The 24,597-nt window shown below is 74.2% G+C and carries 22 protein-coding genes; 12 read left to right on the top strand and 10 right to left on the bottom strand.

The genetic code is table 11. The features are described 5' to 3' along the window. Positions 1-545: 545 nt before the first annotated feature. On the top strand, positions 546-6,020 hold the full coding sequence (locus tag ACWEVP_RS21160) for an ATP-binding protein (RefSeq protein WP_452064268.1): 5,475 nt from the start codon (positions 546-548) through the stop codon (positions 6,018-6,020). Here the strand turns inward: ACWEVP_RS21160 and ACWEVP_RS21155 are convergent. Then, positions 5,941-6,729: a 4'-phosphopantetheinyl transferase family protein gene (locus ACWEVP_RS21155; RefSeq protein WP_452064267.1), complete on the bottom strand. Its 789-nt coding sequence runs from the start codon at positions 6,727-6,729 to the stop codon at positions 5,941-5,943. The genes ACWEVP_RS21160 and ACWEVP_RS21155 overlap by 80 nt on opposite strands. Before the next feature lie 96 nt (positions 6,730-6,825). Here ACWEVP_RS21155 and ACWEVP_RS21150 point away from each other — a divergent pair, with 96 nt between their 5' ends. Both ACWEVP_RS21150 and ACWEVP_RS21145 read left to right on the top strand, forming a co-directional pair. After that, entirely contained in the window at positions 6,826-8,316 is a 1,491-nt protein-coding gene (locus ACWEVP_RS21150) for a glycosyltransferase (RefSeq protein WP_452064266.1), read from the top strand. A gap of 139 nt (positions 8,317-8,455) precedes the next feature. Further along, positions 8,456-8,902, top strand: a complete 447-nt coding sequence (locus ACWEVP_RS21145; RefSeq protein WP_452064265.1) for a hypothetical protein — start codon at positions 8,456-8,458, stop codon at positions 8,900-8,902. Between the two features lie 7 nt (positions 8,903-8,909). On the opposite strand, the gene ACWEVP_RS21140 is transcribed toward ACWEVP_RS21145, so the two are convergent. Continuing rightward, entirely contained in the window at positions 8,910-9,128 is a 219-nt protein-coding gene (locus ACWEVP_RS21140) for a hypothetical protein (RefSeq protein ID WP_452064264.1), read from the bottom strand. Between the two features lie 229 nt (positions 9,129-9,357). Between ACWEVP_RS21140 and ACWEVP_RS21135 the strand changes: the two genes are divergently transcribed. Next, positions 9,358-9,972 (top strand): hypothetical protein, encoded by a 615-nt coding sequence (locus ACWEVP_RS21135; protein ID WP_452064263.1) that lies wholly within the window; start codon positions 9,358-9,360, stop codon positions 9,970-9,972. 373 nt (positions 9,973-10,345) lie between these two features. Beyond that, positions 10,346-10,702, top strand: coding sequence for an HPF/RaiA family ribosome-associated protein (locus tag ACWEVP_RS21130; RefSeq protein ID WP_452064262.1), 357 nt, complete (start codon positions 10,346-10,348; stop codon positions 10,700-10,702). Between the two features lie 289 nt (positions 10,703-10,991). Here ACWEVP_RS21130 and ACWEVP_RS21125 read toward each other — a convergent pair whose 3' ends face one another. The 4 genes from ACWEVP_RS21125 to ACWEVP_RS21110 form a co-directional block, all read right to left on the bottom strand. Next, complete coding sequence (locus ACWEVP_RS21125; protein WP_452064261.1) at positions 10,992-11,222, bottom strand: hypothetical protein; 231 nt, start codon at positions 11,220-11,222, stop codon at positions 10,992-10,994. 10 nt (positions 11,223-11,232) lie between these two features. Then, the gene (locus tag ACWEVP_RS21120) at positions 11,233-11,457 is read right to left on the bottom strand and encodes a hypothetical protein (RefSeq protein ID WP_452064260.1); all 225 of its coding nucleotides are present in this window, start codon (positions 11,455-11,457) and stop codon (positions 11,233-11,235) included. A gap of 179 nt (positions 11,458-11,636) precedes the next feature. Continuing rightward, positions 11,637-12,413, bottom strand: a complete 777-nt coding sequence (locus ACWEVP_RS21115) for an ABC transporter permease (protein WP_452064259.1) — start codon at positions 12,411-12,413, stop codon at positions 11,637-11,639. Next, positions 12,410-13,312: an ABC transporter ATP-binding protein gene (locus tag ACWEVP_RS21110; protein ID WP_452064258.1), complete on the bottom strand. Its 903-nt coding sequence runs from the start codon at positions 13,310-13,312 to the stop codon at positions 12,410-12,412. The genes ACWEVP_RS21115 and ACWEVP_RS21110 overlap by 4 nt, the downstream gene beginning before the upstream one ends. 228 nt (positions 13,313-13,540) lie before the next feature. On the opposite strand from ACWEVP_RS21110, the gene ACWEVP_RS21105 reads away from it, so the two are divergent. From ACWEVP_RS21105 to ACWEVP_RS21085, 5 genes are read left to right on the top strand one after another with little or no spacing between them, the layout of a single operon-like run. Further along, positions 13,541-14,887: an RraA family protein gene (locus ACWEVP_RS21105; RefSeq protein WP_452064257.1), complete on the top strand. Its 1,347-nt coding sequence runs from the start codon at positions 13,541-13,543 to the stop codon at positions 14,885-14,887. Further along, positions 14,887-16,308 (top strand): TRAP transporter large permease subunit, encoded by a 1,422-nt coding sequence (locus tag ACWEVP_RS21100; RefSeq protein ID WP_452064256.1) that lies wholly within the window; start codon positions 14,887-14,889, stop codon positions 16,306-16,308. Before ACWEVP_RS21105 ends, ACWEVP_RS21100 begins: the two co-directional genes overlap by 1 nt. 16 nt (positions 16,309-16,324) lie before the next feature. Then, a complete protein-coding gene (locus ACWEVP_RS21095; RefSeq protein ID WP_452064255.1) occupies positions 16,325-16,591 on the top strand; it encodes a hypothetical protein in 267 nt (88 codons plus the stop codon). After that, positions 16,584-17,567 (top strand): cyclase family protein, encoded by a 984-nt coding sequence (locus tag ACWEVP_RS21090; protein ID WP_452064254.1) that lies wholly within the window; start codon positions 16,584-16,586, stop codon positions 17,565-17,567. The genes ACWEVP_RS21095 and ACWEVP_RS21090 overlap by 8 nt, the downstream gene beginning before the upstream one ends. Before the next feature lie 31 nt (positions 17,568-17,598). Further along, the gene (locus tag ACWEVP_RS21085) at positions 17,599-18,345 is read left to right on the top strand and encodes an IclR family transcriptional regulator (protein WP_452064253.1); all 747 of its coding nucleotides are present in this window, start codon (positions 17,599-17,601) and stop codon (positions 18,343-18,345) included. Between the two features lie 49 nt (positions 18,346-18,394). Here the strand turns inward: ACWEVP_RS21085 and ACWEVP_RS21080 are convergent, their stop codons facing one another. After that, positions 18,395-19,234 carry a TIGR03620 family F420-dependent LLM class oxidoreductase gene (locus ACWEVP_RS21080; RefSeq protein ID WP_452064252.1) on the bottom strand — a complete coding sequence of 280 codons (840 nt, stop codon included), beginning with the start codon at positions 19,232-19,234 and terminating at the stop codon, positions 18,395-18,397. A 90-nt stretch (positions 19,235-19,324) separates the two neighbouring features. Here ACWEVP_RS21080 and ACWEVP_RS21075 point away from each other — a divergent pair, with 90 nt between their 5' ends. Then, positions 19,325-20,188: a LysR family transcriptional regulator gene (locus tag ACWEVP_RS21075; RefSeq protein WP_452064251.1), complete on the top strand. Its 864-nt coding sequence runs from the start codon at positions 19,325-19,327 to the stop codon at positions 20,186-20,188. On the opposite strand, the gene ACWEVP_RS21070 is transcribed toward ACWEVP_RS21075, so the two are convergent. Then, positions 20,175-20,660, bottom strand: a complete 486-nt coding sequence (locus ACWEVP_RS21070) for a winged helix-turn-helix domain-containing protein (RefSeq protein ID WP_452064250.1) — start codon at positions 20,658-20,660, stop codon at positions 20,175-20,177. The two genes, ACWEVP_RS21075 and ACWEVP_RS21070, sit on opposite strands and share 14 nt — an antisense overlap. Before the next feature lie 202 nt (positions 20,661-20,862). On the opposite strand from ACWEVP_RS21070, the gene ACWEVP_RS21065 reads away from it, so the two are divergent. After that, positions 20,863-21,984, top strand: a complete 1,122-nt coding sequence (locus tag ACWEVP_RS21065; RefSeq protein WP_452064249.1) for an LLM class flavin-dependent oxidoreductase — start codon at positions 20,863-20,865, stop codon at positions 21,982-21,984. 4 nt (positions 21,985-21,988) lie between these two features. On the opposite strand, the gene ACWEVP_RS21060 is transcribed toward ACWEVP_RS21065, so the two are convergent. After that, positions 21,989-23,323, bottom strand: a complete 1,335-nt coding sequence (locus ACWEVP_RS21060) for an NtaA/DmoA family FMN-dependent monooxygenase (RefSeq protein ID WP_452064248.1) — start codon at positions 23,321-23,323, stop codon at positions 21,989-21,991. An 11-nt stretch (positions 23,324-23,334) separates the two neighbouring features. Continuing rightward, positions 23,335-24,540: an LLM class flavin-dependent oxidoreductase gene (locus ACWEVP_RS21055; protein ID WP_452064247.1), complete on the bottom strand. Its 1,206-nt coding sequence runs from the start codon at positions 24,538-24,540 to the stop codon at positions 23,335-23,337. Positions 24,541-24,597 lie beyond the last annotated feature (57 nt).

The following is a 24,597-nucleotide window of genomic DNA, read 5'->3' as shown; positions in this document are numbered from 1 at the left end:
CAGACCGAACCGCAGGTGACGACGCACTTCACCGGCCGGGTGCGGCTTTCCCGCACCCCGGTCGGCGACGCCGTCACCGCGGCCGCGCCGCCGGTGCCCGACGGGAAGGGCGTGCCCGCGGCCGCGATCTACGACGTCTTCTTCCACGGACCGGCCTTCCGGGTCCTCGAGCGGGCCTGGCGCGCCGAAGACGGCCCGGTCGGGCTCTACGCGAGCGACCTGCCGCCCGACCACGTGCCGGCCGAGGCACCGGAACTCGTGTCGCCCCGGCTGATCGAGCTGGTCTTCCAGACCGCGGGGGTGTGGGACATCGGCCGCCACGCCCGGTTCGGCCTGCCGCGGCACGTCGACCGGATCGTGCTGCACGACGCCCCCGGGCCGCGCGGACGGCTGGCAGCCGTGGTGACGTCCGAAGAGGACGGTTTCGGCGGGCGCGTGCTCGACGAGACGGGCGCGGTCCTGCTGGAAGTGAGCGGCTACCGCACGACCGAGCTGCCCGGTGCCCTCGACGCCGGGCGCAGCGCCCCGATGACGGAGGCGATGGCGTGAGCGGCTTCCGCCGGGTGGCCGTCGTCAACCGCGGCGAGCCGGCGATGCGGTTCCTCACCGCCGCCGCCGAGCTCGCCCGCGAGGGCGACCCGCTGACCACCATCGCGCTCCACACCGAACCCGACCGGCACGCCTGGTTCGTGCGCGAAGCCGACGAAGCCGTGTGCCTCGGCCCGGCCACGACCCTCGACGCGGGCACCGGCCGGCAGGTCCAGGCCTACCTGGACCTGCCCCGGCTGGAGCAGGCGCTCGTCGAAGCCCGGGCCGAAGCCGCCTGGGTCGGCTGGGGTTTCGTCGCCGAGCACGCCGAATTCGCGGACCTGTGCGAAAAGCTGGGCATCGTCTTCATCGGCCCCTCGCCCGAGGCCATGCGGCTCGCCGGGGACAAGATCCGCGCCAAGCGGCTGGCCGAGCGGGCGGGCGTGCCCGTCGTGCCGTGGAGCGGTGGCCCCGTCGACACCGTCGCCGAAGCCGTCGTCGCGGCCGAGCGCGTCGGCTACCCCCTGCTGGTCAAGGCGACCGCGGGCGGCGGGGGCCGCGGGATCCGCCGGGTGCGCGGTCCCGGCGAGCTCGAAGCGGCCTTCGAGTCGGCCCGCGCCGAGGCGCGGCACGGCTTCGGCGACGCGAGCGTGTTCCTCGAACGCGAGCTCACCGGCGCCCGGCACGTCGAGGTCCAGGTCGTCGCCGACCGGCACGGCGCCGTCTGGCCGGTCGGCCTGCGCGACTGCTCGCTGCAGCGGCGGCACCAGAAGATCCTGGAGGAGTCGGCGTGCGTGCTGCTCGATCCGGCGCGGGACGCCGAGATCCGGGCCGCCGCGGCCCGGCTCTGCCGCGACGCCGGGTACACGAACGCCGGCACCGTCGAATTCCTGTACCTGCCCGGGGAACGGCGGTACTGCTTCCTGGAGGTCAACGCGCGCCTGCAGGTCGAGCACCCGGTCACCGAGCTGACCACCGGGCTCGACCTGGTGAAGCTGCAGATCGCCGTCGCCCGCGGCGACCGGCTCACCGGGGCGCCGCCGGCGCCGTCCGGGCACGCGATGGAAGTCCGGCTCACCGCCGAGGACCCCGACCACGGCTTCGCGCCGGCGCCGGGCCGGATCCTGCGGTTCCGGCTGCCGGCCGGGCCCGGTGTCCGCGTGGACACCGGCGTCGCCGAGGGCGACGAGATCGCGTCCGGGTTCGACTCGATGATCGCGAAGGTGCTGGCGTGGGGCCGGGACCGGGAGGAGGCACGGGCGCGGCTGGCCGGCGCGCTGGCCCGCACCCAGCTGATCGTCGAGGGCGGCCGGATCACCAAGGCGTTCCTGCTGACCCTGCTCGACCACCCCGACGTCGTGGCCGGCCACTACGACACCGGCTGGCTCGACGCGAAGACGGCCACCGGCGAACTCCTCGAACGCCGCTACGCCGACATCGCCCTGGTGTGCGCCGGGGTCGAGGCCTACGAGCTGGAGCACGAGCGCACGCGCGCGGACTTCTACGCGGGCGTGGCCCGCGGCCGGCCGGGTGAGCTGCCCGACGGCGGCCGGCGCATCGAGTTCCGCTACCGCGGGACGGCGTGCGCGGTCGGCGTCCGCCGGCACGGCCCGGCGAGCTACCGGGTTTCGCTCGGGGACGCCGAAACCGACGTCGAGGTCGGCCGGGTGGGCGAGGTCGAGCGGCGGCTGCGCTTCCCCGGCCGCGCCCACCGGGTGCTCGCCGCGCACGCCGGTCCGATCCACACCGTGGAGGTCGAGGGGATCACCCACACCATCGCCCGCGACGAAGGCGGAGTCGTCCGCTGCCCGACCCCGGCGGTGGTCGTGTCGGTCGCCGTCGCGGCCGGGGACGCGGTCGCGGTGGGCGACCCCCTGGTCGTCATCGAGTCCATGAAGATGGAGACCGCCGTGACCGCGACGTTCCCCGGCCGGGTGCGCTCGGTGCTCGTTACGCCGAACGTGCAGGTCGGCGCGGGCGTGCCGCTGCTGCGGCTGGACCCGGTGATCGGGGACGCGCCGTCCCCCGGCCACGGCGTCCCGGAGCTGAGCACCGGCACCGACACCACGTGGATCCTGGCCGACTCGCTGCGGTCGCTGCTGCTCGGTTTCGACTCCGACGCCGGCACCCTCGCCCGGCTGGGCCGCGGCGAAGACCCCTGGGCGTCGCTGCCGGACACCGAGCGGTTCCGCGGGGAGCGGGAGTTCCTGCGGCTGTTCGCGGACGTCTGCGCGGTTTCGCGACGCCGTCCCGAGCCCGCCGGCGAGACCGGCGAAGAGCGCGTCCGCGCCCCCGAGGAGTACCTGCTGACCTGCCTGCGGACCTTCGGGGCCGGCGGCGAGGGCCTGCCGCCGCGGTTCCTCGACGCGCTGCTGCGGGTGCTGGGACACCACGGGATCACGAAGCTGGGCCCGTCGGCCGAGGTCGCGGACGCGCTGCTGCGCCTCTACCGCGCCCAGCGCCGGCTGGAAGGGGTGCTGCCGGTCGTCGCCGCCGTGCTGGACCGCTGGATCGCCCGCGGCCCCGAGCTCGCGAAGTACTCCGACGACGACCTGCGCGAGCTGCTCGACCGGCTCGTCGAAGCCACCGACCAGCGCTACCCGGCGGCCATGGACCTCGCCCGCGACGTCCGGTTCCGCTGCTTCGAGCAGCCGGTGCTGGCACGGGCGCGGGCCCGGCTCTACCGGGAGATGGACGGCCACATCGCCGCGCTCGCCACCGGTGTCGTCACCGGGTCCGAGCGCGACCGGCGGATGGCCGCCCTGGTCGGCTGCCCGCAGCCGCTGCGGCCGCTGCTGCTGCGGTGGTTCCGGCGGGGCGACGAGCGCGCGCGGGACGTCGCGCTCGAAGTGTCGGTGCGCCGCTACTACCGGATCCGCGAACTGGGCCCGGTGGACCTGGTCGACGCGGGCGGGGTCCGGCTCGCCGTGTCCGGGTACCGGCACCACGACGAGCTGTTCCACCTGGTGGTGGCCTACGGCCCCGCCGACGGTCTCGCCGCGCTCGCGGCCGCCGTCGGCCGGTACCTCGAGGGCGTGGCCGCACACCTGCGGCCGGTGCTCGACCTGCACTTGTGGGCCGGCGCCGAGCCCGACGACACGCTGCGGGACCACCTGCGGGACGTTCTCGCCGCGGCGACGGGCGTCACCGGACGGCCGCTGCACCGCGCCGACGTGACGGTCACCGGGCCGAGCCGGACCCGGCACCGCACCTTCCGGTCCACTGTGGACGGTCTGGCGGAGGAACCGCTCTACCGCGACCTGCATCCGATGCTGGCCGAGCGGCTGAACGTGGACCGGCTGTCCCGCTTCGCGATCACCCGCCTCGACTCCGCCGAGGACGTCTACCTCTTCCACGGCGTGGCCCACGACAACCCCCAGGACGAGCGGCTGTTCGCGCTCGCCGAGGTGCGCGACCTGACCCCGGTCACCGGAGAGCACGGCGAGGCGGTGAGCTACCCGGCGCTGGACTGGGTGCTCGGCGAAGTGCTGTCCGGGCTGCGGCGGTTCCAGTCCCACCGGCCGCCGGGCCGCCGGCTGCTGAAGAACGTCGTGCTGCTGCACATTCGTCCACAGTGGACTGTGGCGGCCGAGCTGTGGCGCGAGCTCGGGCACCGGCTCGCGCCGTCGTTCCGCGGGCTCGGCGTCGAGCACGTCCTGGTCCGGCTGCGGGTGGCCGGCGCCGACGGCGGACTCCGCGACGTCGCCCTGGACGTGAGCCACCTCGGCGGCGCCGGCGTGGTCGTGCGCGAGACCCCGCCGTCGGACGAGCCGATCGCCCCGCTCGGCGAGTACGACCTGAAGGCCCTGCGCACCGAGCGGCGCGGCGACGTCTATCCGTACGAGCTGATCCGGCTGCTCACCCCGCCTGCCGGGGCGTCGGCGGACTTCCCGTCGGGCGAGTTCACCGAGTACGACTTCGGCGACGGCGGGTTCGGCCCGGTGGACCGGCCGCCGGGCGGCAACACGGCCAACCTCGTCACCGGCCTGATCCGCAACCACACCCCGACCGTGCCCGAGGGCATGGCGCGGGTGCTGATCGCCGGCGATCCCAGCCGCAGCCTCGGCGCGCTCGCCGAGCCGGAGTGCCGCCGGATCGTCGCGGCCCTCGACCTGGCCGAGCGGCTGGAGGTGCCGGTGGAGTGGTTCGCGGTGTCCTCGGGAGCGCGCATTTCGATGACCAGCGGCACCGAGAACATGGACTGGATCGGCGCGGTGCTGCGCCGGATCATCACGTTCACCCAGGGCGGCGGCGAGATCAACATCGTCGTCACCGGCATCAACGTCGGCGCCCAGCCGTACTGGAACGCCGAGGCGACGATGCTCATGCACACCCGCGGGGTGCTCGTGATGCTGCCGGACAGCGCGATGGTGCTCACCGGCAAGCAGGCCCTGGACTTTTCGGGCGGCGTCTCGGCCGAGGACAACCTCGGCATCGGCGGGTTCGAGCGGATCATGGGCCCGAACGGGCAGGCCCAGTACCGGGCCGCCGACCTGGAGTCGGCGTGCGAAATCCTCTTCGCGCACTACGAGCACACCTATGTGGTACCGGGCGAACGCTTCCCGCGCCGGGCCCGCACGACCGACCCGTTCGACCGGGACGTCCGCCACGCCCCGCACCCGCGGCTGGCCGGCACCGACTTCACGACCGTCGGGGACGTCTTCTCCGCCACGGCCAACCCCGAGCGCAAGAAGCCGTTCGCCATCCGGGCCGTCCTGCGGGCGGTAGCCGACGCCGACCACCCGCCACTGGAGCGCTGGGCCCGCTGGAAGCACGCGGACACCGCGGTGGTGCAGGATGCGCACCTCGGCGGGATCCCGGTGTGCCTGATCGGGTTCGAGTCGCACCCGGTGCAGCGGGAGGACCCGGTGCCCGGCGACGGGCCGGCGGTGTGGACCGCGGGGACGCTGTTCCCGCAGTCGTCGAAGAAGGTCGCGCGGGCGATCAACGCGGCGAGCGGCAACCGGCCGGTGGTCGTGCTGGCCAACCTGTCGGGCTTCGACGGCTCGCCCGAGTCGATGCGCGGCCGCCAGCTGGAGTACGGCGCGGAGATCGGGCGCGCGGTGACCAACTTCGCCGGGCCGATCGTGTTCGCGGTCGTGTCGCGCTACCACGGCGGCGCGTTCGTCGTGTTCTCCAAGCAGCTCAACGAGAACCTGGAGGTCGCGGCGGTCGAGGGCTCCTACGCGTCGGTGATCGGCGGGGCGCCGGCGGCGGCCGTGGTGTTCGCCCGCGAAGTGCGCTCGCGCACCGAGGCCGACCCGCGGGTGGTCCGGGCGCGGACCGGTCCCGCCGCGCGGCTGCGGGAGCTCACCGAACGGGTCCGGGCCGAGAAGCTCGGCGAGGTGGCGGCCGAGTTCGACGAGATCCACGACATCGGCCGCGCGCGCGAGGTCGGGTCGGTGGACCACATCATCCCGGCGAGCGGCCTGCGCCCGTACCTGATCGCGGCGCTGGAACGGGGGATGGCCCGGTGCGCCGCACCTCGGTGAGCCAGCCGTGGGAGGGAACCGCCGTCGCCAGCGACGGCGGTTCCGTCAGGCAGCGCGGCGGGTCCCAGGGCGCCGGTGCCGCGCAGGTGAGCACGAACTCGCCGTACCGCCGCCACCAGCCGGGGAACTCGCCGCCCTCGGCCGCGCGCACGACCAGCGGGCTCCACCCGGCCCGCACGGTGCCGAGCTCGACCTCGACCGACCGGGTGTCCCGGCGCAGGCCGGTTTTCAGCACCTTCAGCGCGCTTTCCTTGGCCGACCAGAGGAGGTTGGCGAGCAGGGAGCGGTCGCCGGCCTCGACCGTCTCGCGTTCCCGTTCGGTCAGCCACGTCCGCACGAAGGCGCCCGAACGCGGTTCCACCAGTTCGAGGTCGCAGCCGAGCGCGACGCCGGGCGGGCCGGTCAGGCAGACGGCCCAGTCGGCGCGGTCGGTCAGCGAAACGGCGACCGGGGCGGGCACGCCGTCGACACAGGCCACCGGCGCGCCGGAGGCCGCGGGCCGGATCTCGATCCGGGCCAGGGTGGCGGCCCCGGTGCCCAGGCCGAGCACGGCCGCGATCGCGTGTTTGCCCGTCCACCGCGACAACCTCAGCTCGGACCGCCGTTTCGGGTGCGCCAGCCCGGCCAGCCGGGCGGCCTCGGCCGGCGACAGCCAGCCGTCGGCCGGGGGTACGTCCCGCATCCCGTGGGCGAGCCAGTGTCCGGTCACACCCCCAGCTTGCGCACGGCGCCCTCGGCCGCACAGGGCCGAAAGCCACCACCCCGCCGGTGGGGCCGACCGGCGACCCGACCCGAGGAGCCCACGATGACGACACCCGACCCGGCGATGGCCGGATCCCTGCTGGTTCCGGCGCCGGTGGGCAGGCTGGCGATCGAGCGGTTCGCACCGCTGATCGGCGAGCAGGTCTACCGCCGGTTGCTGGACCGGTTCGCGCGCGGGCGCGAGCTGCTCGGCGACCACGTCATGTGGCACGTGAACTCGACCGCGCGCGGCGGGGGCGTGGCGGAGATGCTCTACTCGCTGCTGGCCTACGGGCGCGGCGCCGGCATCGACCAGCGCTGGCTGGCCGTCGCCGGCACCGGGCCGTTCTTCGCCGTCACCAAACGACTGCACAACAACCTGCACGGCGCGCGCGGCGACGGGCTGCCGCTCGACGAGGAGGCCAGGCGGGTCTACGAGTCGTTCACCCGCGCCGCGGGCGAAGAGCTCGCGAACCGGCTTTCGCCGGGGGACGTCGTGCTGCTGCACGATCCGCAGACGGCGGGGATGGTTCCCGCGCTGACCGGGCACGGCGTGCCGGTCGTCTGGCGCAGCCACGTCGGGATCGACCACGCCACCCCGGTGACCCGCCGGGCGTGGGAGTTCCTGCGCGGCTACGTCCGGCAGGCCGACGCCTACGTCTTCTCGCGGCGCCAGCACGTCTGGGACGACCTGGACCCGGCGAAGACCGCGGTGATCGCCCCGTCGATCGACGCTTTCTCGGCGAAGAACCAGGACCTCGCCGAGGGGCGGGTCGCCGCCATCCTCGCCGCGGCGGGCGTGCAGGACACCGCGCGGGCGGCCGAGCCCGTCTTCACCCGGCTCGACGGTGCGGAAGCGCGCGTCGAGCGGCGCGCGCGGATGACGGAAACCCGGCGGCTGCGCCCGGACGACGCGGTGGTGCTGCAGGTTTCGCGCTGGGACCGGCTCAAGGACCCGCTCGGCGTGATCGACGGTTTCGTGCGGTACGTGCTGCCGGCCACCGGTGCCCACCTGGTGCTGGCCGGCCCGTCGGTGGAGGAGGTCGCCGACGATCCCGAGGGCGGGGACGTGCTGGGCGAGGCGACGGCGTACTACGCCGCGCTGTCCCGGCACGCGCGGGAGCACGTCCACCTGGCGAGCCTCCCGATGACCGACCTGGAGGAGAACGCGGCGATCGTCAACGCGCTGCAGCGCCGGGCGCAGGTGGTGGTGCAGAAGTCCATCGCCGAGGGGTTCGGGCTCACGGTGGCCGAGGCGATGTGGAAGTCCCGCGCGGTGGTGGCCAGCCGGATCGGCGGCATCCAGGACCAGGTGGACGACGGCCGCACCGGGTGCCTGGTCGAGCCCTGCGACCTGGCCGCTTTCGGCCGGGCGGTGACGGGACTGGTGGCCGACCCCGCGCGGGCGGCGGACCTGGGGGAGCGGGCCCACCGGCGGATCCGCCGGGACTTCCTGGGGACGCGGTCGTTCCTGCAGTACATCGCGCTCTACGAGCGCCTGGTGACCGGCCGGGGCGTACCGGCGGAGGTTTCCTCGCCGTCCGGATACGCCTAGGGAACGGGCGTCCTTGCCGCCCGGACGGGTGGCACCCCGTCGGTGGATGTGGACTTTCGGCCCTCCGCACGCCGCGCGCGGGGTGTCACCATCGAATGCGGACGCAGGACGCTCGCGAACCGCGCGGGGAGGGCGAAGCATGGCGATCGGACTGGTGATCGGGATTCTGGTGCTGGTTCTGCTCGCTGCCCGGCTCGTCGCCGGACGGCGGCACACGATGGCGCCGCGCCCCGGCGACCCGCACGCGGCCGAGGAGGAGCGGGAGCTGACCGCGCGGCTGTTCGGCGGGCAGCTCGACCGCGACGGCTACCGCGAAGCGATGGCGCGGCTGGCCGCGGCCGACGACGACGGTGCCGACGACGTGGCCATGTTGCTCTGGCGAGCCCGGCTCGGGCCCGCCGGTGACGACGGTCCCCGTGACCTGCTCGACCGGCTCGGGGCGACGTTGCCGGACGTGCTGCCGGGGGTTGTCTGCACCGCCGCGGTGCTGGCCTCGACCGGCGCCGGCGCGGAGGAGCTGATGCGCACGCTGCACCTGACCCGGGTCCAGGCGCGGACCGTCATCGACGTGGTGAGCGCTTCCTGATCGGCGCTCACGGTTCGTCGCGCGCGAGCCGGTATCCGGGAACGAGGACTTCCCGGCCGTCGGCGAGCCGGATCCACACCGAGCCCGGGCGCAGGTCGGGATCCTTCGCGATCACCAGCGCGCGCGCACCGTGGTACTGGCCGCCGATCACGTCCACGCGGGCGCCGTCGGGGAACGGCTCCTCGCCGGGCGGGCCGCCGGGGATCGGGAGCAGGTTGCTGGCCATGGCAGTGCTCGACTCCTCGGTTCCGGCCCCCGCCCGGTCCGGGTGCCCGGAGGCGCGACGTCCGAAACCGAGTAGACCCGAGGCGGCTCCCCGTGGCAACGGACCCGCCCCGAAGCTGAGGCAGAAGGACCCTGGCCGGCGGGGTCTTTGCGTTCTGCCCGCCGTGGTGAGTCGCCGGTTACGGTGCTGGAGACCGCTTCCCGATCCGCCGGAGTGAACGAGGTGTGCGATGTCCGCCAAAGCGATCTTCCTCGCCGCGGGCGTGGCCGCCCTCGCGTTCGCCGGGCTCCTCTCGTTCCCGCTGTACGCCGTTCTCGCGTGGGCGGTCATGAGCGCGATGGCCGGGACGGCCGCCTGGCAGTGGGCCGACGAGTCCGCGGCGCGGCTCCGGCTCGGCTCGGCCGCCCGGGTGGGCGTGGTTTCCGCGGCGGCGACCTTCGCGGGCGGTGTCCTCGCCGCCGAAGTCCTGTCGTGGTGCGGGTTCCTGCCCGGCTCGGCGGTCCTCGCGGCCCTGGCGTCGGCCGGGTGGTGGGCGGGGAAGCGCTCGTCGACGGGCCGCGGTGGCGGGCGGCGGATCACCGTCCGGTCCACCGTGCCCGGGTTGGACCTCGCGGAACTCTGCCTGGTGTGGCGGCGCAGCGACGAGGAACTGCGGCTCGTCTCCGACGACGACCCGGCCCGTCCGCAGCTGGCCGCGGTGCGCCGGCTCCTCCTGGACGACATGGAGCGGCGGAACCCGGCCGGCTTCCGCCGCTGGCTGGACAGCGGCGCGCTGGCCGGCAGCGACCCCCGCCCGTTCCTCGGCGGGAAACCGGGTCTCGTCGAGCCCGGCGGGGTGGGCTGAGGGGCCGGAAGGCGCGGCCTACGGTCCGGCGCAGGAGCTCGTGCCGGCAGGAGGGACGCGATGTCCGTTGCCGCCGGTCCGTTCGGCCGGGCCGAGGCCACCGCCCACGAGTGGCTCGCCCGGGAACTGGGGCCGGGTGCCGGCCCACCGGGTGCTGCGCCTGGTCCGCGATCGGCTGCCCGCCGCACCCGCGGTGCACTTCGCCGCCCCGCGGCCGGTGCTGCTGCGCGGCGAGTCTTGGACGGCTGGATCCACCAGAGCCAGGGGCGCTCGTGACCCCGGTCGTGCGCTGAACCGCGGTGAAGCCTTTGGTCCTCGGAGGAGGGGACCTGCGGTCCTAAGGCGGCCCCGCGACGGCGAACATGATCAGGGCATGCAGATCCAGATCAGCACGGACAAGAACGTGCACGGCAGCGAAGCCTTGGCCCGGCGTCTCGAAGGCGAGTTCGAAGCCGCGTTGTCCCGCTTCACCGACCTGATCACCCGGCTGGGCGTCCACGTCGGCGGCGAGACCGCGGCCGGGCGAACCCGGGTGGACCGCAAGTGCGTGCTGGAGGCCAGGTCCACCGGGCGCCGGACGGTGTTCGTCTCCCACCACGCGGGTTCGGTGGACGAAGCGTGCCAGGGCGCGGTGCGCAAGCTCGTGAGCGTGCTGGAGACCAAGTACGACCGGGCCTGGCACCACAAGGGCGGCGAGACCATCCGGCACCTGCCGGTGACGGAGGACTGAACGCCTCCCGGCGAAGCGGCCCGCCGCGAACGGTGGTGACCGCCGGGTGGCGGGGAGGGGGAGGTCGACCCGGGCCGCCACCACCGTTGCGGGGAGGGGGCCCGCCGGCGGTGCGCACCGGGGCGGCGGGTGGGCCCCTCACCCTCGACGGTCCTCGCCGGCGCCGTCCGGGGGCAGGGCTCGAAGTCCTTACCCGACAGGGAGAAAGGCACCTCGGGGAGGACCGGTCGGCCCGCTCGGGGCCGCCGGGAACGTACGGGGCGCCGGGCTCGGAGTGCGGTGGCGGGAGTCACCGTGCGTTGTCCGCCCGGCGGGCGTGCTCGGCGGCGAACGGTGCCACCAGGTCGTGCACTTCGGCGGGCGTCAGCGCGCCGCGCGGCTTGGGCCCGGGCGGCGGCGGTTCGGCCCGGTCCAGACCGAGCATCGCCATCAGCTCGGCCTCATCGCGCTCGTCACGGGCGTGCCGCCGCACCACCCGGGTGGCGCGGCCGCGCTCTTCGGGCGTCGGTTCTTCGAACACGGCGGCGCCCTCAGGTCTCGGGCTCGACGACGTCGAGCCGGTAGCCGGGCACGAGCCGCGCGTCGCCGGGGCTGAACTCGACCCAGACCGAGCCGGGACGCAGGTCGGGCGTGCGGCCGACCACGACGCCGGTCCGGCCGGGGAACCGGCCGCCGCGGGCGCGCACCCGCAGGCCGCTGGGGAATCCGCCCGCCTGGGCGGGTCCGGGGTTGCGATCTCGGTGGGCGAAGCTCATTTTCAACCCCCTGCCGTGGGAATGTGCCGGACATCGCGCCGTCTCTTCCGAGGATCGCGCCTGCTGCGGGCGGCGGTGAGAGGCGGAAGCCAGGTCGGCGTGAGCCGTTCCTCCCGGCCCGCTGGGCCTTTGTGCCCCCGAAGGTCACGGTTTCCCTTCTTCGGGAATTCCCCGCCGGCTCAGCGATCCTGGTCGGCGTGCTTCCACCACAGGGCCGTGCCCACCATCCCGGCGACGCCGACGAGAGCCACGAGGCCGAAGCCGAGGGGGCCGGGTGGCTGGCGGCCGGCGATATCGGTGACGAGGGCCGGGACGGACCAAGGGAAGTACGGCCCGTAGCCGAGCAGGGCAACGACCTGGGCGAGGAAGACGGCGAGGAACAGCGCGCCGATTCCGGGCAGGTAGCCGCGGCCCGCGCTCGCGGCGAACGCGAACGGAACGACGACGGCGATGGTCAGGACCGCGGTGAGCAGCAGCTTCACCAGGCCGGTGGCCGCGGCCGCGGCCGACCAGCCGGGGAGGCCGATGGCGGCGCCGAACACGAGGCCGAGCAGGGAGGTCTGCGCGGTGAGGGCCAGGCACCAGCCCGTCGTGACGGCGAACTTGGCGGCGACGATCGTGGTGCGGGGGGTGGGCAGGGCCAGGAGGTCCTTGGCGGTGCCCTGGCTGAATTCCCGGCCGAAGGTCCAGATCACGATGACGCCGAACAGGACTGCTCCGCCGACGGCGATGATCTGGGCGAGCAGGGCGAAGTAGGCGGGCCAGTCGGCCGGGCCGCCGGTGAGCGCGGCCTTGGTGCCGATCAGGCCGAGGGCGCGGGCGCGGCGGACGTCCTGGAGGACGAACATGATCAGCCCGCCGAACCCGGCGGCGACGGTGAACGCCGCCGCGGTGACCCACGGCAGCCGCGAGCGGCGGGCCTTCAGCAGCTCGGCCCCCACGGCGGCGGTGCTCACGGGTGCCCGACCAGGCGGAGGAAGCAGGTCTCGAGGTCGTCTCGCTCGACGGCGAGCCGGGTGGGCGGGCAGCCCGCGGCGACGAGCTGGGTGGCGATCTCGTCGGGGTGGTCGACCGCGCGGTCTTCGGTGAGGGTGAGCCCGTCGTCCTCGGTGGAGACGGCGTGGCCGGCGGCGCGCAACGCCGCGACGGCGTGACCGGGATCGTGGACCGTCACGCGCAGCCGTGGCCGTGCCCGGGCGACCAGGTCGGTGGTGGCACCTTCCCAGACCAGGCGTCCGCGGTCGAGGACGCCGAGGCGGGTGGCCAGGCGGGCGACTTCGGTGAGGATGTGGCTGGAGAGCAGGATCGTCACCCCGTCGCGGTGGGCGAGGTCGTGCAGCAGGGTCCGGATTTCGGCGACGCCGGCGGGGTCGAGGCCGTTGGCGGGCTCGTCGAGCAGCAGCAGATCAGGGTGGTGCAGCAGGGCTTTCGCCAGCGCGAGGCGCTGCTTGTTGCCCAGGGACAGCGTTTGCGCGCGGCGGTGGGCGTGGGGCTGCAGGCCGAGCCGGGCGATGACGCCGGACACGGCCTTCCGGTCGCGTAGCCCGCGGAGTGCGGCCATCACCTGGAGGTTTTCGGTGACGGTGAGCTCCGGGTACGCCGACGGCGTTTCGACGAGGTAGCCGATCCGGGCCCAGACGGAGTTGCGGCCGGGCCCGACCCGTTCCCCGAACAGCGACACCTCGCCGCGGGTGGGGCGGACGAGGCCGAGCAGCATCCGGATGGTGGTCGTCTTGCCGGCGCCGTTGAGGCCGAGCAGGGCGTGGATCTCGCCGGGGGCGGTGTGCAGGGTCAGGCCGTCGACGGCCAGGACGTCGCGGTACCGCTTGGTCAGGTCGACGGCGTCGATCGTCATGGGATGCCTCGTCTCGCGCGCAGGACTGTCGCGCCGACCAGGCTTCCCGGCACACCGGGGGTGACTTTACCCCGCTGCGCCCGTCGTGGACCGGCTGCGCGCGAACGCACCGAGCCGAGGTCCCGCTGCTGCCGGTTGCGCTCGTCGTTGACTCTCGCCCTACCTTGTGGCAATACTATCCGCACTACGAAAGCTTTTACCATTGTGTGGAAACCGCAAGGAGGCGGCATGCGGGTGTCGGTGTTGGGACTCGGCGAAGCCGGATCCCGCTACGCGACCGGCTTGGTCGAGCACGGCTGGACCGTGGCGGGGTTCGACCCCGCCGACAACGCGACCCCGGCCGGGGTCGCGCGGGCGGCCACGCCGGAGGAGGCGGTGCGCGGCGCCGAGCTGGTGCTGAGCCTCGTCGGCGGCCGCGCCGCGGAAGAGGCGGCGCGCTCGGCCGCCGCGGTCCTCGACCCGGCCGCGGTGTACCTCGACATGAACGCGACCGCGCCGGAGGTGAAGCTCGCCATCGCCGATCTCGTGGGAGCGTCCCGGTTCGCCGATGTCGCGGTGATCGGCTCGGTTCCCGCGCACGGCCCCGCCACGAGCGTAGTCGTCAGCGGGCCCGGCTCGGGCAGGGCTGCCTCGATGTTCCGCCTGCTCGGCGCCCCCGTGGAGGACGTCGGCGGCGAGCCGGGGGCCGCGTCGGCGCGCAAGCTGCTGCGCAGCATCTGGATGAAGGGCATCGGCGCGCTGATCGTGGAGTCGGTCCTGGCCGCCCGCGCGGCCGGTGCCGAAGACTGGGTGCGCGAGCAGATCGCGAACGAGCTCTCCGGAGGGCACGCGGCGCTGAACCGGCTCTACGACGGCACGCTCAAGCACGCGTCCCGGCGGGCCGGCGAAGCCGACGCCGCCGCGCGGCTGCTGGACTCGCTCGGGGTCCTGCCGGTGATGACCCGGGCCACCGCCGAGGTGCACCGGGGCCGGGCGGACGCCGCCCTCACCCCCGCGGAGGACCTGCTGGGCCGGTTCGAGGGGCTGGCGGTGGCCAACCTGGGCGACGCGCGCGATCGTATGGGGATGCTGGACGGCGGTGTCCGCGCCCTGTGGAAGGGCGCGCGGGTGGCCGGGCGGGCCCGCACCGTGTGGGTCCCCCGCGGCGACAACCTGGCCCTGCACCGGGCCATCGCCGTGTCCCGGCCGGGGGAGGTGCTCGTCGTCAACGGCGGCGGCGACACCAGCCGGGCCCTGCTGGGCGAGCTGATGGCCGAGCGCGCGAAACGCCGTGGCGTCCTCGGCATCGTCGCCGACGGCGTGCTGCGTGACGTCGGCGAGCTGGAGAAGATCGGCTTCCCGGCGTGGGCGCGCGGCGCCTGCCCGGCCGGCCCCTACAAGAACGGTCCCGGCCAGGTGGACGTGCCGGTCGCGGTCGGCGGCGTGGTGGTCCGGCCCGGTGACCTGGTCGTCGGCGACGACGACGGCGTCATCGTGATCCCGGCGTCCGAGGCGGCCTCGAGCCTGCTGGGCGGCCGGGCCGTGGAAGCCGACGAGGCGCAGCGCCGCGCCGCGATCCTCGCCGGGACCGCGTGATGACCGGCGTGTGGGCGCTGCTGGCGTTCGTCGCCGTGATCATCGTGTGGAACGCGGTGTTCAAGCGCAACATCGGCGAAGCGATGATCCTCGGCTTCGTCGCGGTGGGCGCGTTCGCCGTGTTCGGCGGCACCGAAGACGGCGGGTCGCCGTGGTCGGTCATCGGCGAAGCCGTGGCCGACGCCATGCAGGAGGAAGTCACCTTCGCCGGGCTGGCGTTCGTGTTCATGTCCTACCTGCTGACCAAGACCCCGGTGCTGGACAAGCTGATCGACCTGCTCAACTCCGTCCTCGGCCGGCTGCGCGGCGGCCCCGTCTACACCGCGACGGTCGCCGGCGGCATCTTCGGGGCGATCGCCCACGTCGGCGCCGCGGTCACCGCGGCGGTCGGCTCGGTGACCGTGCCGTGGATGCGGCGCTCCGGCGTGCAGCCGGAACTGGCCGCGACCGTGGTCGCCGGCGGCGCCGGGATGGGCGTCAGCTTCCCGTTCTCGGCCACGATGTTCATCCTCGTCGGCGGGCTCGCCGCGCAGGGCGTCATGCAGGCGGACGAGATCGTGAAGCCGCTGGCCATCGCGGGCCTGTGGTGCCTGGGCTACCGGATCGTGCTCGCGTGGTTCCTGGTGCGCCGCAACGGGATCGAGCCCATCGCCGAAGGCGACCGCGTCCCGTTCGGGCGCAGCCTGCGCTCCGGGTGGACGTCGCTGACGCTGTTCCTGCCGATCCTGGTCCCGCTGCTGCTCACCCGCGGCCCGATCGCCGACGCGCTGGGCACCTACTCCGGCGTCGGGGACGCGCTGAAGAAGCCGGTCGCGCTCGCCGACGGCACCAAGCTGCCCGCCCAGCCCTACGCGATGCCCGACGTGGTCAGCCTGATCACCTGGATCCCGGTCCTGATGATCGCGCTGGTGCTGTTCCTCGGCCGCAAGCACCTGCCGCGCACCGCGGCCGGCTGGTGGTCGACCATCGGGAAGGTCGCCCCGTCCTTCGGCGTCATCGGCATCACCATCGTCGCCGCGTTCTCCGCCTCGAACGTCCTGGCCGAGCTGGGGCTGGCCGACCAGCTCAAGAGCGTGCTGTCCGGGCTCGACGCGCCCGGGTGGATCATGGCGATCGCCATCGGCGTGATCGTCGTGGCCATCGCGATCCCGCTCACGGCCAGCGCCACCATGGCCGCCGTCGGGCCGGTCGCGGTCGCCGCCCTCGCCGGCGCCGGGATTCCCGCGCCCGTCGCGGCCGCCGCCGTCCTGATCTTCGCCTCCACCGAAGGCGCGTCCCCGCCGTCGGGCGCCCCGATCTACGTCGCCGCCGGCATCGCCAGGGTCGACCCGGTCAAGACGTTCCTGCCGCTGCTGAAGTACTACTGCCTGCCCATCCTCGCGCTCGGTGTCCTCATCGCCGTCGGCGTCCTCCCCACCTGACCGGAAGAAGAAGCCCATGAGTTCAGCGTTGAATCAGACCACGCACCCGCCCGCGACGGCGACCCGCGTCGCCACCTTCCTGTTCGCCTTCTCGGTGGTGTTCTTCCTCTTGGCCGGGTTGGCGATCGTCGTCGGGCAGATCGGCGCACTGGCGGCCGCGGACGCGACGGCCGCCCGGCACTGGGCCTCGGCCCTCGCTCCCTACGCCTTCGGCGGCGCCTCGGTGTCCGGGCTGCTGTCGTTCGCCCTGTCCTACCGCCGCGAGGACCCCGACGGTGACTGAGCCCGCTCTTCGCCGGGACGTGCCCACCTACGCTCAACTGGGTGAGCACGTCCCGCCCGGCTCCAGCTGGCACGTTTTCGACCGGCACCCCGAACGCGGCACCGCGAACTTCGCCGGACCGGCCCACGTCGCCGCGGCCGCGGCGACGGTGACCCGCGGGGCGGTCTTCTCCCTCGACTACGCGCTCGACGCCTTCGACCCGCCGATGGCCCGCGCCCGGTCCGCGCCCCGCCACGAGATGCTCGCCGCGCACGCCGAAGCCCGCGACGACGTCCTGCACGGCTTCTACCTGCAGGCGACGTCCCAGGTCGACGGCCTGCGCCACCGCCGCGCCTCGGGGTACGGGTTCTACAACGGCGTCCCCGACGAAGACATCCGCGCCGGGCAGCCCGCGCTCGGGGTGCAGCGCTGGGCCGAACACCCGATCGCCGGCCGCGGCCTGGTCGTCGACGTCGAAGGACTCCTCGCCGCCGAGGGCGCCCCGCCGGAGCACCGGCGGGGACCGGCGCTGGACGTCGACGTCCTCGACCGCGCCCTGCGCGCGCAGCACGAGCAGGTCCGGCCGGGTGACCTGGTGCTCGTCCACACCGGATGGGCACGCTGGTTTCTCGACGCCGACCCGGCGGTGCGCGGCGAGGTCCGCGAAGCCCGTCGTGCCACCGGCTTCCGCCAGACCCGGGAGCTGCCGGAATGGCTGTGGGACAACCAGGTCGCGCTGTTCGCGACCGACACCTTCGCCGTCGAAGTGCTGCCGGTCGCCACCGACACCTACCTGGCCAGCGCGCCCGAAGACGCCGGGATGATGCACCAGGAGCTGATCGCCAAGCTCGGCGTGCCCCTCGGAGAACTGTGGAACCTCACCGCCTTGGTGGCCGACAGCCGGACCCACGACCGGTGGGACGCGCTGGTCACGGTCAAGCCGTTGCACCTCGTCGGCGGCGTCGGGTCACCGGCGAACGCGGTCGCCCTCCGGTGACGATTGACCACTGTGTGGAAAGATGTGGCGCATGGTGGAGCAGGCGAAACCCGCGACCAGCATGCGCTCGCTCGAACGGGCCATCGACATCCTCGAGGTCATGGACTCCAGCCAGCACACCCTGCGCCTGACCGAGGTCGCCCGCCGGGCCGGCCTGCCGATCGCCACGACGCAGCGCATCCTCGGCGTGCTGGAGGCACGCGGGCGGGTCGAGAAGGACGACAACGGCTACCGCGCCGGCGCCGGTCTCCTGTTCGGCGCGCACGCCTACCTCACGACCAGCCCGCTGCTGGCCGCGGCCCAGCCGGTCCTGCAGGACCTCGCCGCCGCCACCGGCCTGACCGCGTCGCTGTTCAAGCGCATCGGCTGGTCCCGCGTCGTGCTCGCCCGCGTCGGCGGCGCGACTCCGCTGCGCTACGAGCTGCCGATCGGCGAGCGCCTGCCCCTGCACCTCGGCGCCGGCAAGGCGCTCACCGCGCAGATGGACCACGCGGAGCTCACCGATTTCTTCGCCCACCTGGAGAAGAACTCCGTGACGGTGGACCGCGAGCCGTTCGTCGCCGAGCTGGAGACCATCCGGGAGCGCGGCTACTCCCAGGCCCGCGGGGAACGCGAACCGGGCATGGCCTCGGTGGCCACGCCGGTGACCGACCGCGGCGGAGCCGCCGCCGCGGTCCAGGTCACCGGGACTTTCGCCGACGTGCCCGAGGACCGGGTGCCCGACCTCGGTGTCGAACTCCAGCGCGCCGCCCTCGCGATCAGCCGCCGCATCGCCTGAAGCCGCGATCGGTCCGCTCCGGACCGACGTGGCCCGGGCCGGACCGAGGTCACCCGGCCGTGACGGCCCGCATCGCCTCGCCGATCGCGGCCAGGGTCGCGATCGGGTCGTCGCCGATCGGGAAGACGCCGACCTGGTCGGCCCCGGCGTCGAGGTGGGCGCGCAGCCCGGCCGCGACGGTCGCGGGCCCGCCGTACGCCACGAGCGCGTCGATGAGCCGGTCGCTGCCGGAACCGGCGAGGTCGTCGTCGGTGAAGCCCAGCCGCCGCAGGGCGGCGGCGTAGTTGGTGACCCGCAGGGCGGTGCCGGGAGGCTGGGCGCGCGCGATCGCGCGCGCCCGGGCCGGGTCGGTCTCCAGCAGCCCGAAGTGGCCGGGCAGCAGCAGTTTCCCGGCGCCGAGGACCGCTCTCGCCCGCCGGGTGTGCTCCGGGGTGACCATGCACGGGACGGTTCCGGCGGTGCGGTCGCGGGCCAGGCGCAGCATCCGCGGCCCGAGCGCGGCCAGCACGATCCGCCCGGCGGGCACGCCGGCCGCGGTCAGCTCGTCCACATAGGACGTCAGCTTGGCGAGCGGCGAGGCGTATTCGGCGTGGACCTCGCGATGCCCGATCCCGGCGCCCAGCAGGAACCGGCCGGGGTGCTTGGCCTCGATCCGGTGGTAGGAGGCGGCCACGGCACCGGCTTCGGCGGTCCAGGCGTTGACGATGCTCGTGCCGACGACGATCCGGGTGGTGGCGTCGAGCAGCGCTTCGGCCTGGGCGAGGTCGGCCGGCGGCGACGCGTCGAGCCAGAGCGTGCCGTAACCGGCCCGCTCGAGTGCGCGGGCCCCCTCCGGGGTCGCCTGGTGGTCGCGCAGGTGGGCGCCGAGAGTTCCGAGGTCGACGATCATGGGACGACCTCACCACCGGCGCCGTCCGCGAACCAGATCCGGTCCGCACGCGCAGCGATAACCTGGCGGCATCGCCGGGAGGAGGATTCGGTGGAACTGCGAGCGTTGCGGTGCTTCGTCACCGTCGCCGACGAGCTGCACTTCGGCCGCGCGGCCGAACGGCTGCACATCGCGCAGCCGGCCGTCAGCAGGCAGATCGCGCGGCTGGAACGCGAGCTGGGGACGCGGCTGTTCGACCGCACGCCGCGCCGGGTCCGGCTCACCGCGGCCGGGCACCGGGTGCTCGACGCGGCGCGCGAAGCGCTGGCGGCGGCCGACCGGGTCCGGGGAGCCGCCGGTGCGGCCGGGGGGACGATGCGCATCGGCACCGGTGCCGGGTTTACCACACGGCTGGAGCGCGGCATCGACGCGTTGCGCGAGGCGTCGGCGTTCGACGTCGTCCTCGTCGACCTGCCACTGGCCGCCCGCCTGGCCGCGCTGCGGCACGGCGAGATCGACCTGGCCCTGGCCAGGGGCGTGCACTCGGCCGACGGCCTGGAGGTGCTGCCGAGCTGGACCGAACCGCTGCTGGCCGTGCTGTCGCGGCGGCACCCCGCGGCCGGCGGGACCGCCGTCGGTCTCGCCGAGCTGGCGGCGAACACCCTGCGCCTGCCGTCGCGGGAGCAGGACCCGGCGCTGCACGACGCTGTCACCTCGGCGCTGGGACCGTCCGCGCGGCTCGGCCGGCCCGCCGGGACGCTGCAGGACACGGTCGTCGAGGTGGGCACCGACCCGGGCAGCTGGACGGTGCTGCCCGCGGACCAGGCCGCCGAAGTGCGGTCGGCGCGAGTGCGGGCCGTTCCGCTCCGGCCGCGGATGACGATCGCCGGAAGCGTCATCACCCCACCGGATCTGCCCGGCCGCTGCGCCGCGGCGCACGCGGCCGCGTTCGGGGACCGGGTCACGTCAGGGTGACCGGCGCCGATCCCTCGAAGCGGTAGCCGATGCCGCGCACGGTGGTGATCGGGTCCAGGTGCGGTTCCAGCTTGGCCCGCAGCTTCCGGACGTGCACGTCCACGGTCCGGTCGTTGCCGTCCTGACGCGGCCACAGCGCGGTTTTCAGCGCGGCGCGCGTGAAGACGCGGTCGGGGTGCGCGCGCAGGAAGCGCAGCAGGTCGAATTCCAGCCTGGTCAGCACGAGCGGGCGGCCGAGCAGGAGGACGCGCCGCGGGCCGGTTTCGATGCGCAGGACGGGATCCGGCACCACCCGCAGGCGGCTGCCCGCCGCCGCGCGGTCGGCGGTGGTCACGTCGACCCGGGCGACGCCGTCGAGCGCGGTGGCCAGCCGGGCGGCGAGCACCGCGGCGTCGACCGCCCGGCTGACGAGGTCGATCCGGATGCCGACGTGGATCACCTCGGCGGCTCGTCGTTCCGGCGAAGTCGTCATGCGGTCAGATTGTCGGGGCAGGCTCCGGCGAAGCGGTAGTCCGCTCGCCAGGTGAAACGGCTTGACGGGCCGCCGGCGAACTGCGCGCGCGGCGGATCCGGTGCGGACGGTCCACAGGTAGCCCGCGGCACGCGGTGGCCGCAGGGACGCTCAGAATGTGGACTCGCCCGGGCCGGAGCCTCCGGGCGGCGATACTCGCCGGATGCGCTTCCAGGTCCTGGACATCCTGCCCCTCCTGACGAACCCGGTGACCGGCCGCCGGGTCCGCCCCGACGAACGCTTCTCCCAAGCCCTCACCTCGGCGCGCTACGCGGAGCAGTTCGGCTTCGACGCCGTCGCGCTCGGGGAACGCCACGCCGGGCACTTCCTCAGCAGCGGCGTGACCGTGCTGCTGGGCGCGATCGCGGCGACGACCAGCCGCGTCCGGATCCAGACCGGCGTGTCGGTCCTGTCCGTCCACGACCCGTTGCGAGTGGCCGAGGACTACGCGACGGTCGACCAGCTTTCGCGTGGCCGCCTCGAACTGGTCATCGGCAAGGGCAACGAGCTGCGCCAGCTGCCGATGTTCGGCATCGGGAACGGTGACCAGTGGGACGCGCTCGCCGAGAAGTACGAGCTGCTGCGGCGGCTCTGGCGGGAAGAGGACGTCACCTGGGAAGGCCGCTTCCGCGGACCGCTGCGCGAGGTGACCAGCCTGCCGCGGCCGTTCGCCGGGGCACCGCGCGTCTGGCACGGCTCGGCCACCACGCTGACGTCGGCCGAACTGGCGGCGAAGTGGGGTGACCCGCTCTTCTCGGCCAACGCCCTCCAGCCGCGGGACAGGTACACCGCGCTGATCGAGCACTACCGCAAGCACTACGCCGAGCACGGCCACGACCCGCGGCTCGCCTTCGTCGGCGCCGGGGCCGGATTCCTGTACCTGGCCGACACCACGCAGGAGGCGCGAGCGGCCTTCGGCCCGACGTACGAGAAGATCGTCGAGTTCTTCAACCAGCCGGGCAACCACACGCCGGGCAACCCGATGGAGTTCCCGACCATCGACGACGCCATCGAGCGCGGGCCGGTCCTGGTCGGCAGCCCGCGGCAGATCGCCGAGAAGATCCTGTGGTGGCACGAAGCGTACGGACACGACCTGCAGTCCTTCAGCCTGCCCACGATGATCCCGCACGAGCAGCAGCTGGACATGCTCGAGCGGTTCGCCGCCGAGGTCGTTCCGGTCGTGCGCAAGGCCGCGCCGACTCCACTGTGGACGGACGAGGACCCGTACGGCGGCCGCCCGGCCGCGCACGGCCGCACGGTCGCCGACGCGGCGGGCGGCCGCTGACGCTTCAGGTGTCCAGGCCGAGGTGTTCGCGCAACGTCGTTCCGGTGTAGTCGGTCCGGAACGACCCGCGCTCCTGCAGCAGCGGCACCACGGTGTCGGCGAACTCGTCGAGCCCGCCGGGCGTCACGTGCGGGACGAGGATGAAGCCGTCGCTCGCGTCCGCCTGGACGAGGTCGTCGATCGCCGTCGCGACGGTCGTGGGCGAGCCGATGAACGTCTGGCGTCCGGTGACCTCGATGACGAGGTCGCGGGTGGAGAGGTTCTTCGCCTCGGCGAGCTGCCGCCAGTCCCGGGCGGTGGCCAGGGGATCGCGGTACATGCGGACGCTCGCGCGGCCCGGCGCGATCGTGGGCTCGCCGACAACCGGGTCGGTCGCGGGCAGCGGGCCGTCCGGGTCGTGGCGGGACAGGTCGGTGTTCCAGACCTGTTCCAGGAACTTGATCGCGGTCTGCCCGCTGACCTGCTGCCGCCGCACGACGTGGGCGCGCTCGTGCGCGTCGGCGTCGGTGTCGCCGAGCACGAAGGTCGCCGCGGGCAGGATCACCAGCTGCTCCGGGGTCCGCCCGTACTTCGCCAAGCGGCCCTTCACGTCGGAGTAGAACGCCTGCCCGGCTTGGAGCGTGCCGTACCGGCTGAAGATCGCGTCCGCGGTCGCCGCGGCGAACTCCCGGCCCTCGTCGGAGTCGCCGGCCTGGATGATCACCGGGCGGCCCTGGGGGCTGCGCGGGACCGGGAACCGGCCTTCGATGGCGAAGTGCGCGTCGTGGTGGGCGAAGGCGCCGGCTTCGGGGTCGCGCAGGAACACGCCGGTCTCGGCGTCGGCGGCGATCTCGTCGCCCCGCCAGGAGTCGAACAGCTCCCACGCGGTGCGCAGGAACGTCTCGGCGCGTTCGTAGCGCTGGTCCTGGGGCAGGAACCCGCCGCGGCGGAAGTTCTCGCCGGTGAAGGCGTCCCACGACGTGACGACGTTCCAGGCGGCGCGCCCGGCGGAGAGGTGGTCGAGCGAGGCGAACTGGCGGGCCACCTCGAACGGTTCGTTGAACGTCGAGTTGATCGTGCCGGCCAGGCCGAGCCGGTCGGTGACGGCGGCCAGTGCGGACAGCACGGTGAAGGTGTCCGGGCGGCCGACGACGTCGAGGTCGTAGATCTGCCCGCCCTGCTCGCGCAGCCGCAGACCTTCGGCGAGGAAGAAGAAGTCGAACTTCGCGCGCTCGGCGGTTCGCGCGAGCTTGACGAACGAGCCGAACTCGATGTGGCTGCCGGCCTCGGGGTCGCTCCACACGGTCGTGTTGTTCACGCCGGGGAAGTGCGCCGCGAGGTGGATCTGCTTGCGGGGCATGGTCGTTCTCCTCAGACGGCGGCGTAGCGGTTGGCGGGCCGGGCGAGCCCGAGCAGCCCGCGCAGGGTGCCGGCCTCGTACCCGGTGCGGAAGGCGCCGCGCGAGCGCAGTTCGGGGACCAGGCCGCGGGTGATGGCGGTCAGGTCGCCGGGAATCGCGCCGGGCCGGAGCCGGAAGCCGGAGAGCCCGGCGCGCTGCCAGTCGAGCAGCAGGTCGGCGAGCCCGGCCGGGGTGCCGGTGAAGACGTGGGCGTCGGAGGAGTACGCCTCGCCCCACAGCGTGTCGAGCCGGGCTTTCCGGTCGGCGGCGGCCCGCTCGGTCTCGCCGAGGAACACGACGAGGTCGCCGAAGACGTGCAGGGTCTCGCCGCCGCGCCCGGCCCGCTCCTGTTCGTCGCGGACGGCGGCGACGATCGTGGCGGCCTGTCCGCGGTCGAAGGGCGTCACGTGGACGACGTCGGCGGAGCGGGCGGCCAGCCGGTAGGGGATCGCGGCGTGGGCCAATGACGTCACCGGGGGCTGGCCCTGCGGCGGCCGTGGCGTGATCGAGGGACCCTTCACCGAGAACCAGCGCCCGGTGAAGTCGATGTAGTGCAGCTTGTCCCGGTCGACGAACCGGCCGGTGGCGACGTCCCGGATCTCGGCGTCGTCCTCCCAGGAGTCCCACAGCCGCCGCAGCACCTCGACGTAGTCCGCGGCCTCGTCGAACAGGTCGGCCAGGGGGCTCGGCCGGTCCGGCTCGGCGGAGTCTTCTAGCCGGAACTCGCCGAACTCGCGGCGGCCGAAGTGCCGGTTGTCGTCCGCGCGGCCGGCGACCTGCACGCGGACGCCGGCGCGGCCGGTGCTGACGTAGTCGAGGGTGGCGATGGCCTTCGACAGGTGGAACGGCTCGGTGTGGGTGACGACCGCGGTCGGCACCAGCCCGATGTGCGAGGTCAGCGGCGCCACCCGGGCCGCGACGAGGACGGCGTCGAGCCGGCCTTGGACGATGCCGGTCCGCTCGCCCGGCCGGTCGAGGTAGCTGACCGTCTGCAGGGCCAGGGAGTCTTCGATGGTGACGAAGTCCAGCTTGCCGGCCTCGGCTTCGCGCACCAGCTCGGCCCAGTAGCCGGCGGTGAGCAGCTCGCGTGGTCGTGCGCCGGGTTCGCGCCACGCGGCGGGGTGCCACCCCGCCCCGTCCAGCGCGACGGCGATCCGTGGTCCGGTTGCTGCTGCCATCCCGGCGTTCCCTTCTGCTCGGCCTGCTTCCGCAGTGTGCGCCGGATCCGGGGCACG

It is taken from the genome of Amycolatopsis sp. NPDC003865, from assembly GCF_053605345.1.
Note: the sequence above shows the minus strand (reverse complement) of the source record. Positions and strands in the feature narration are given on the sequence as shown.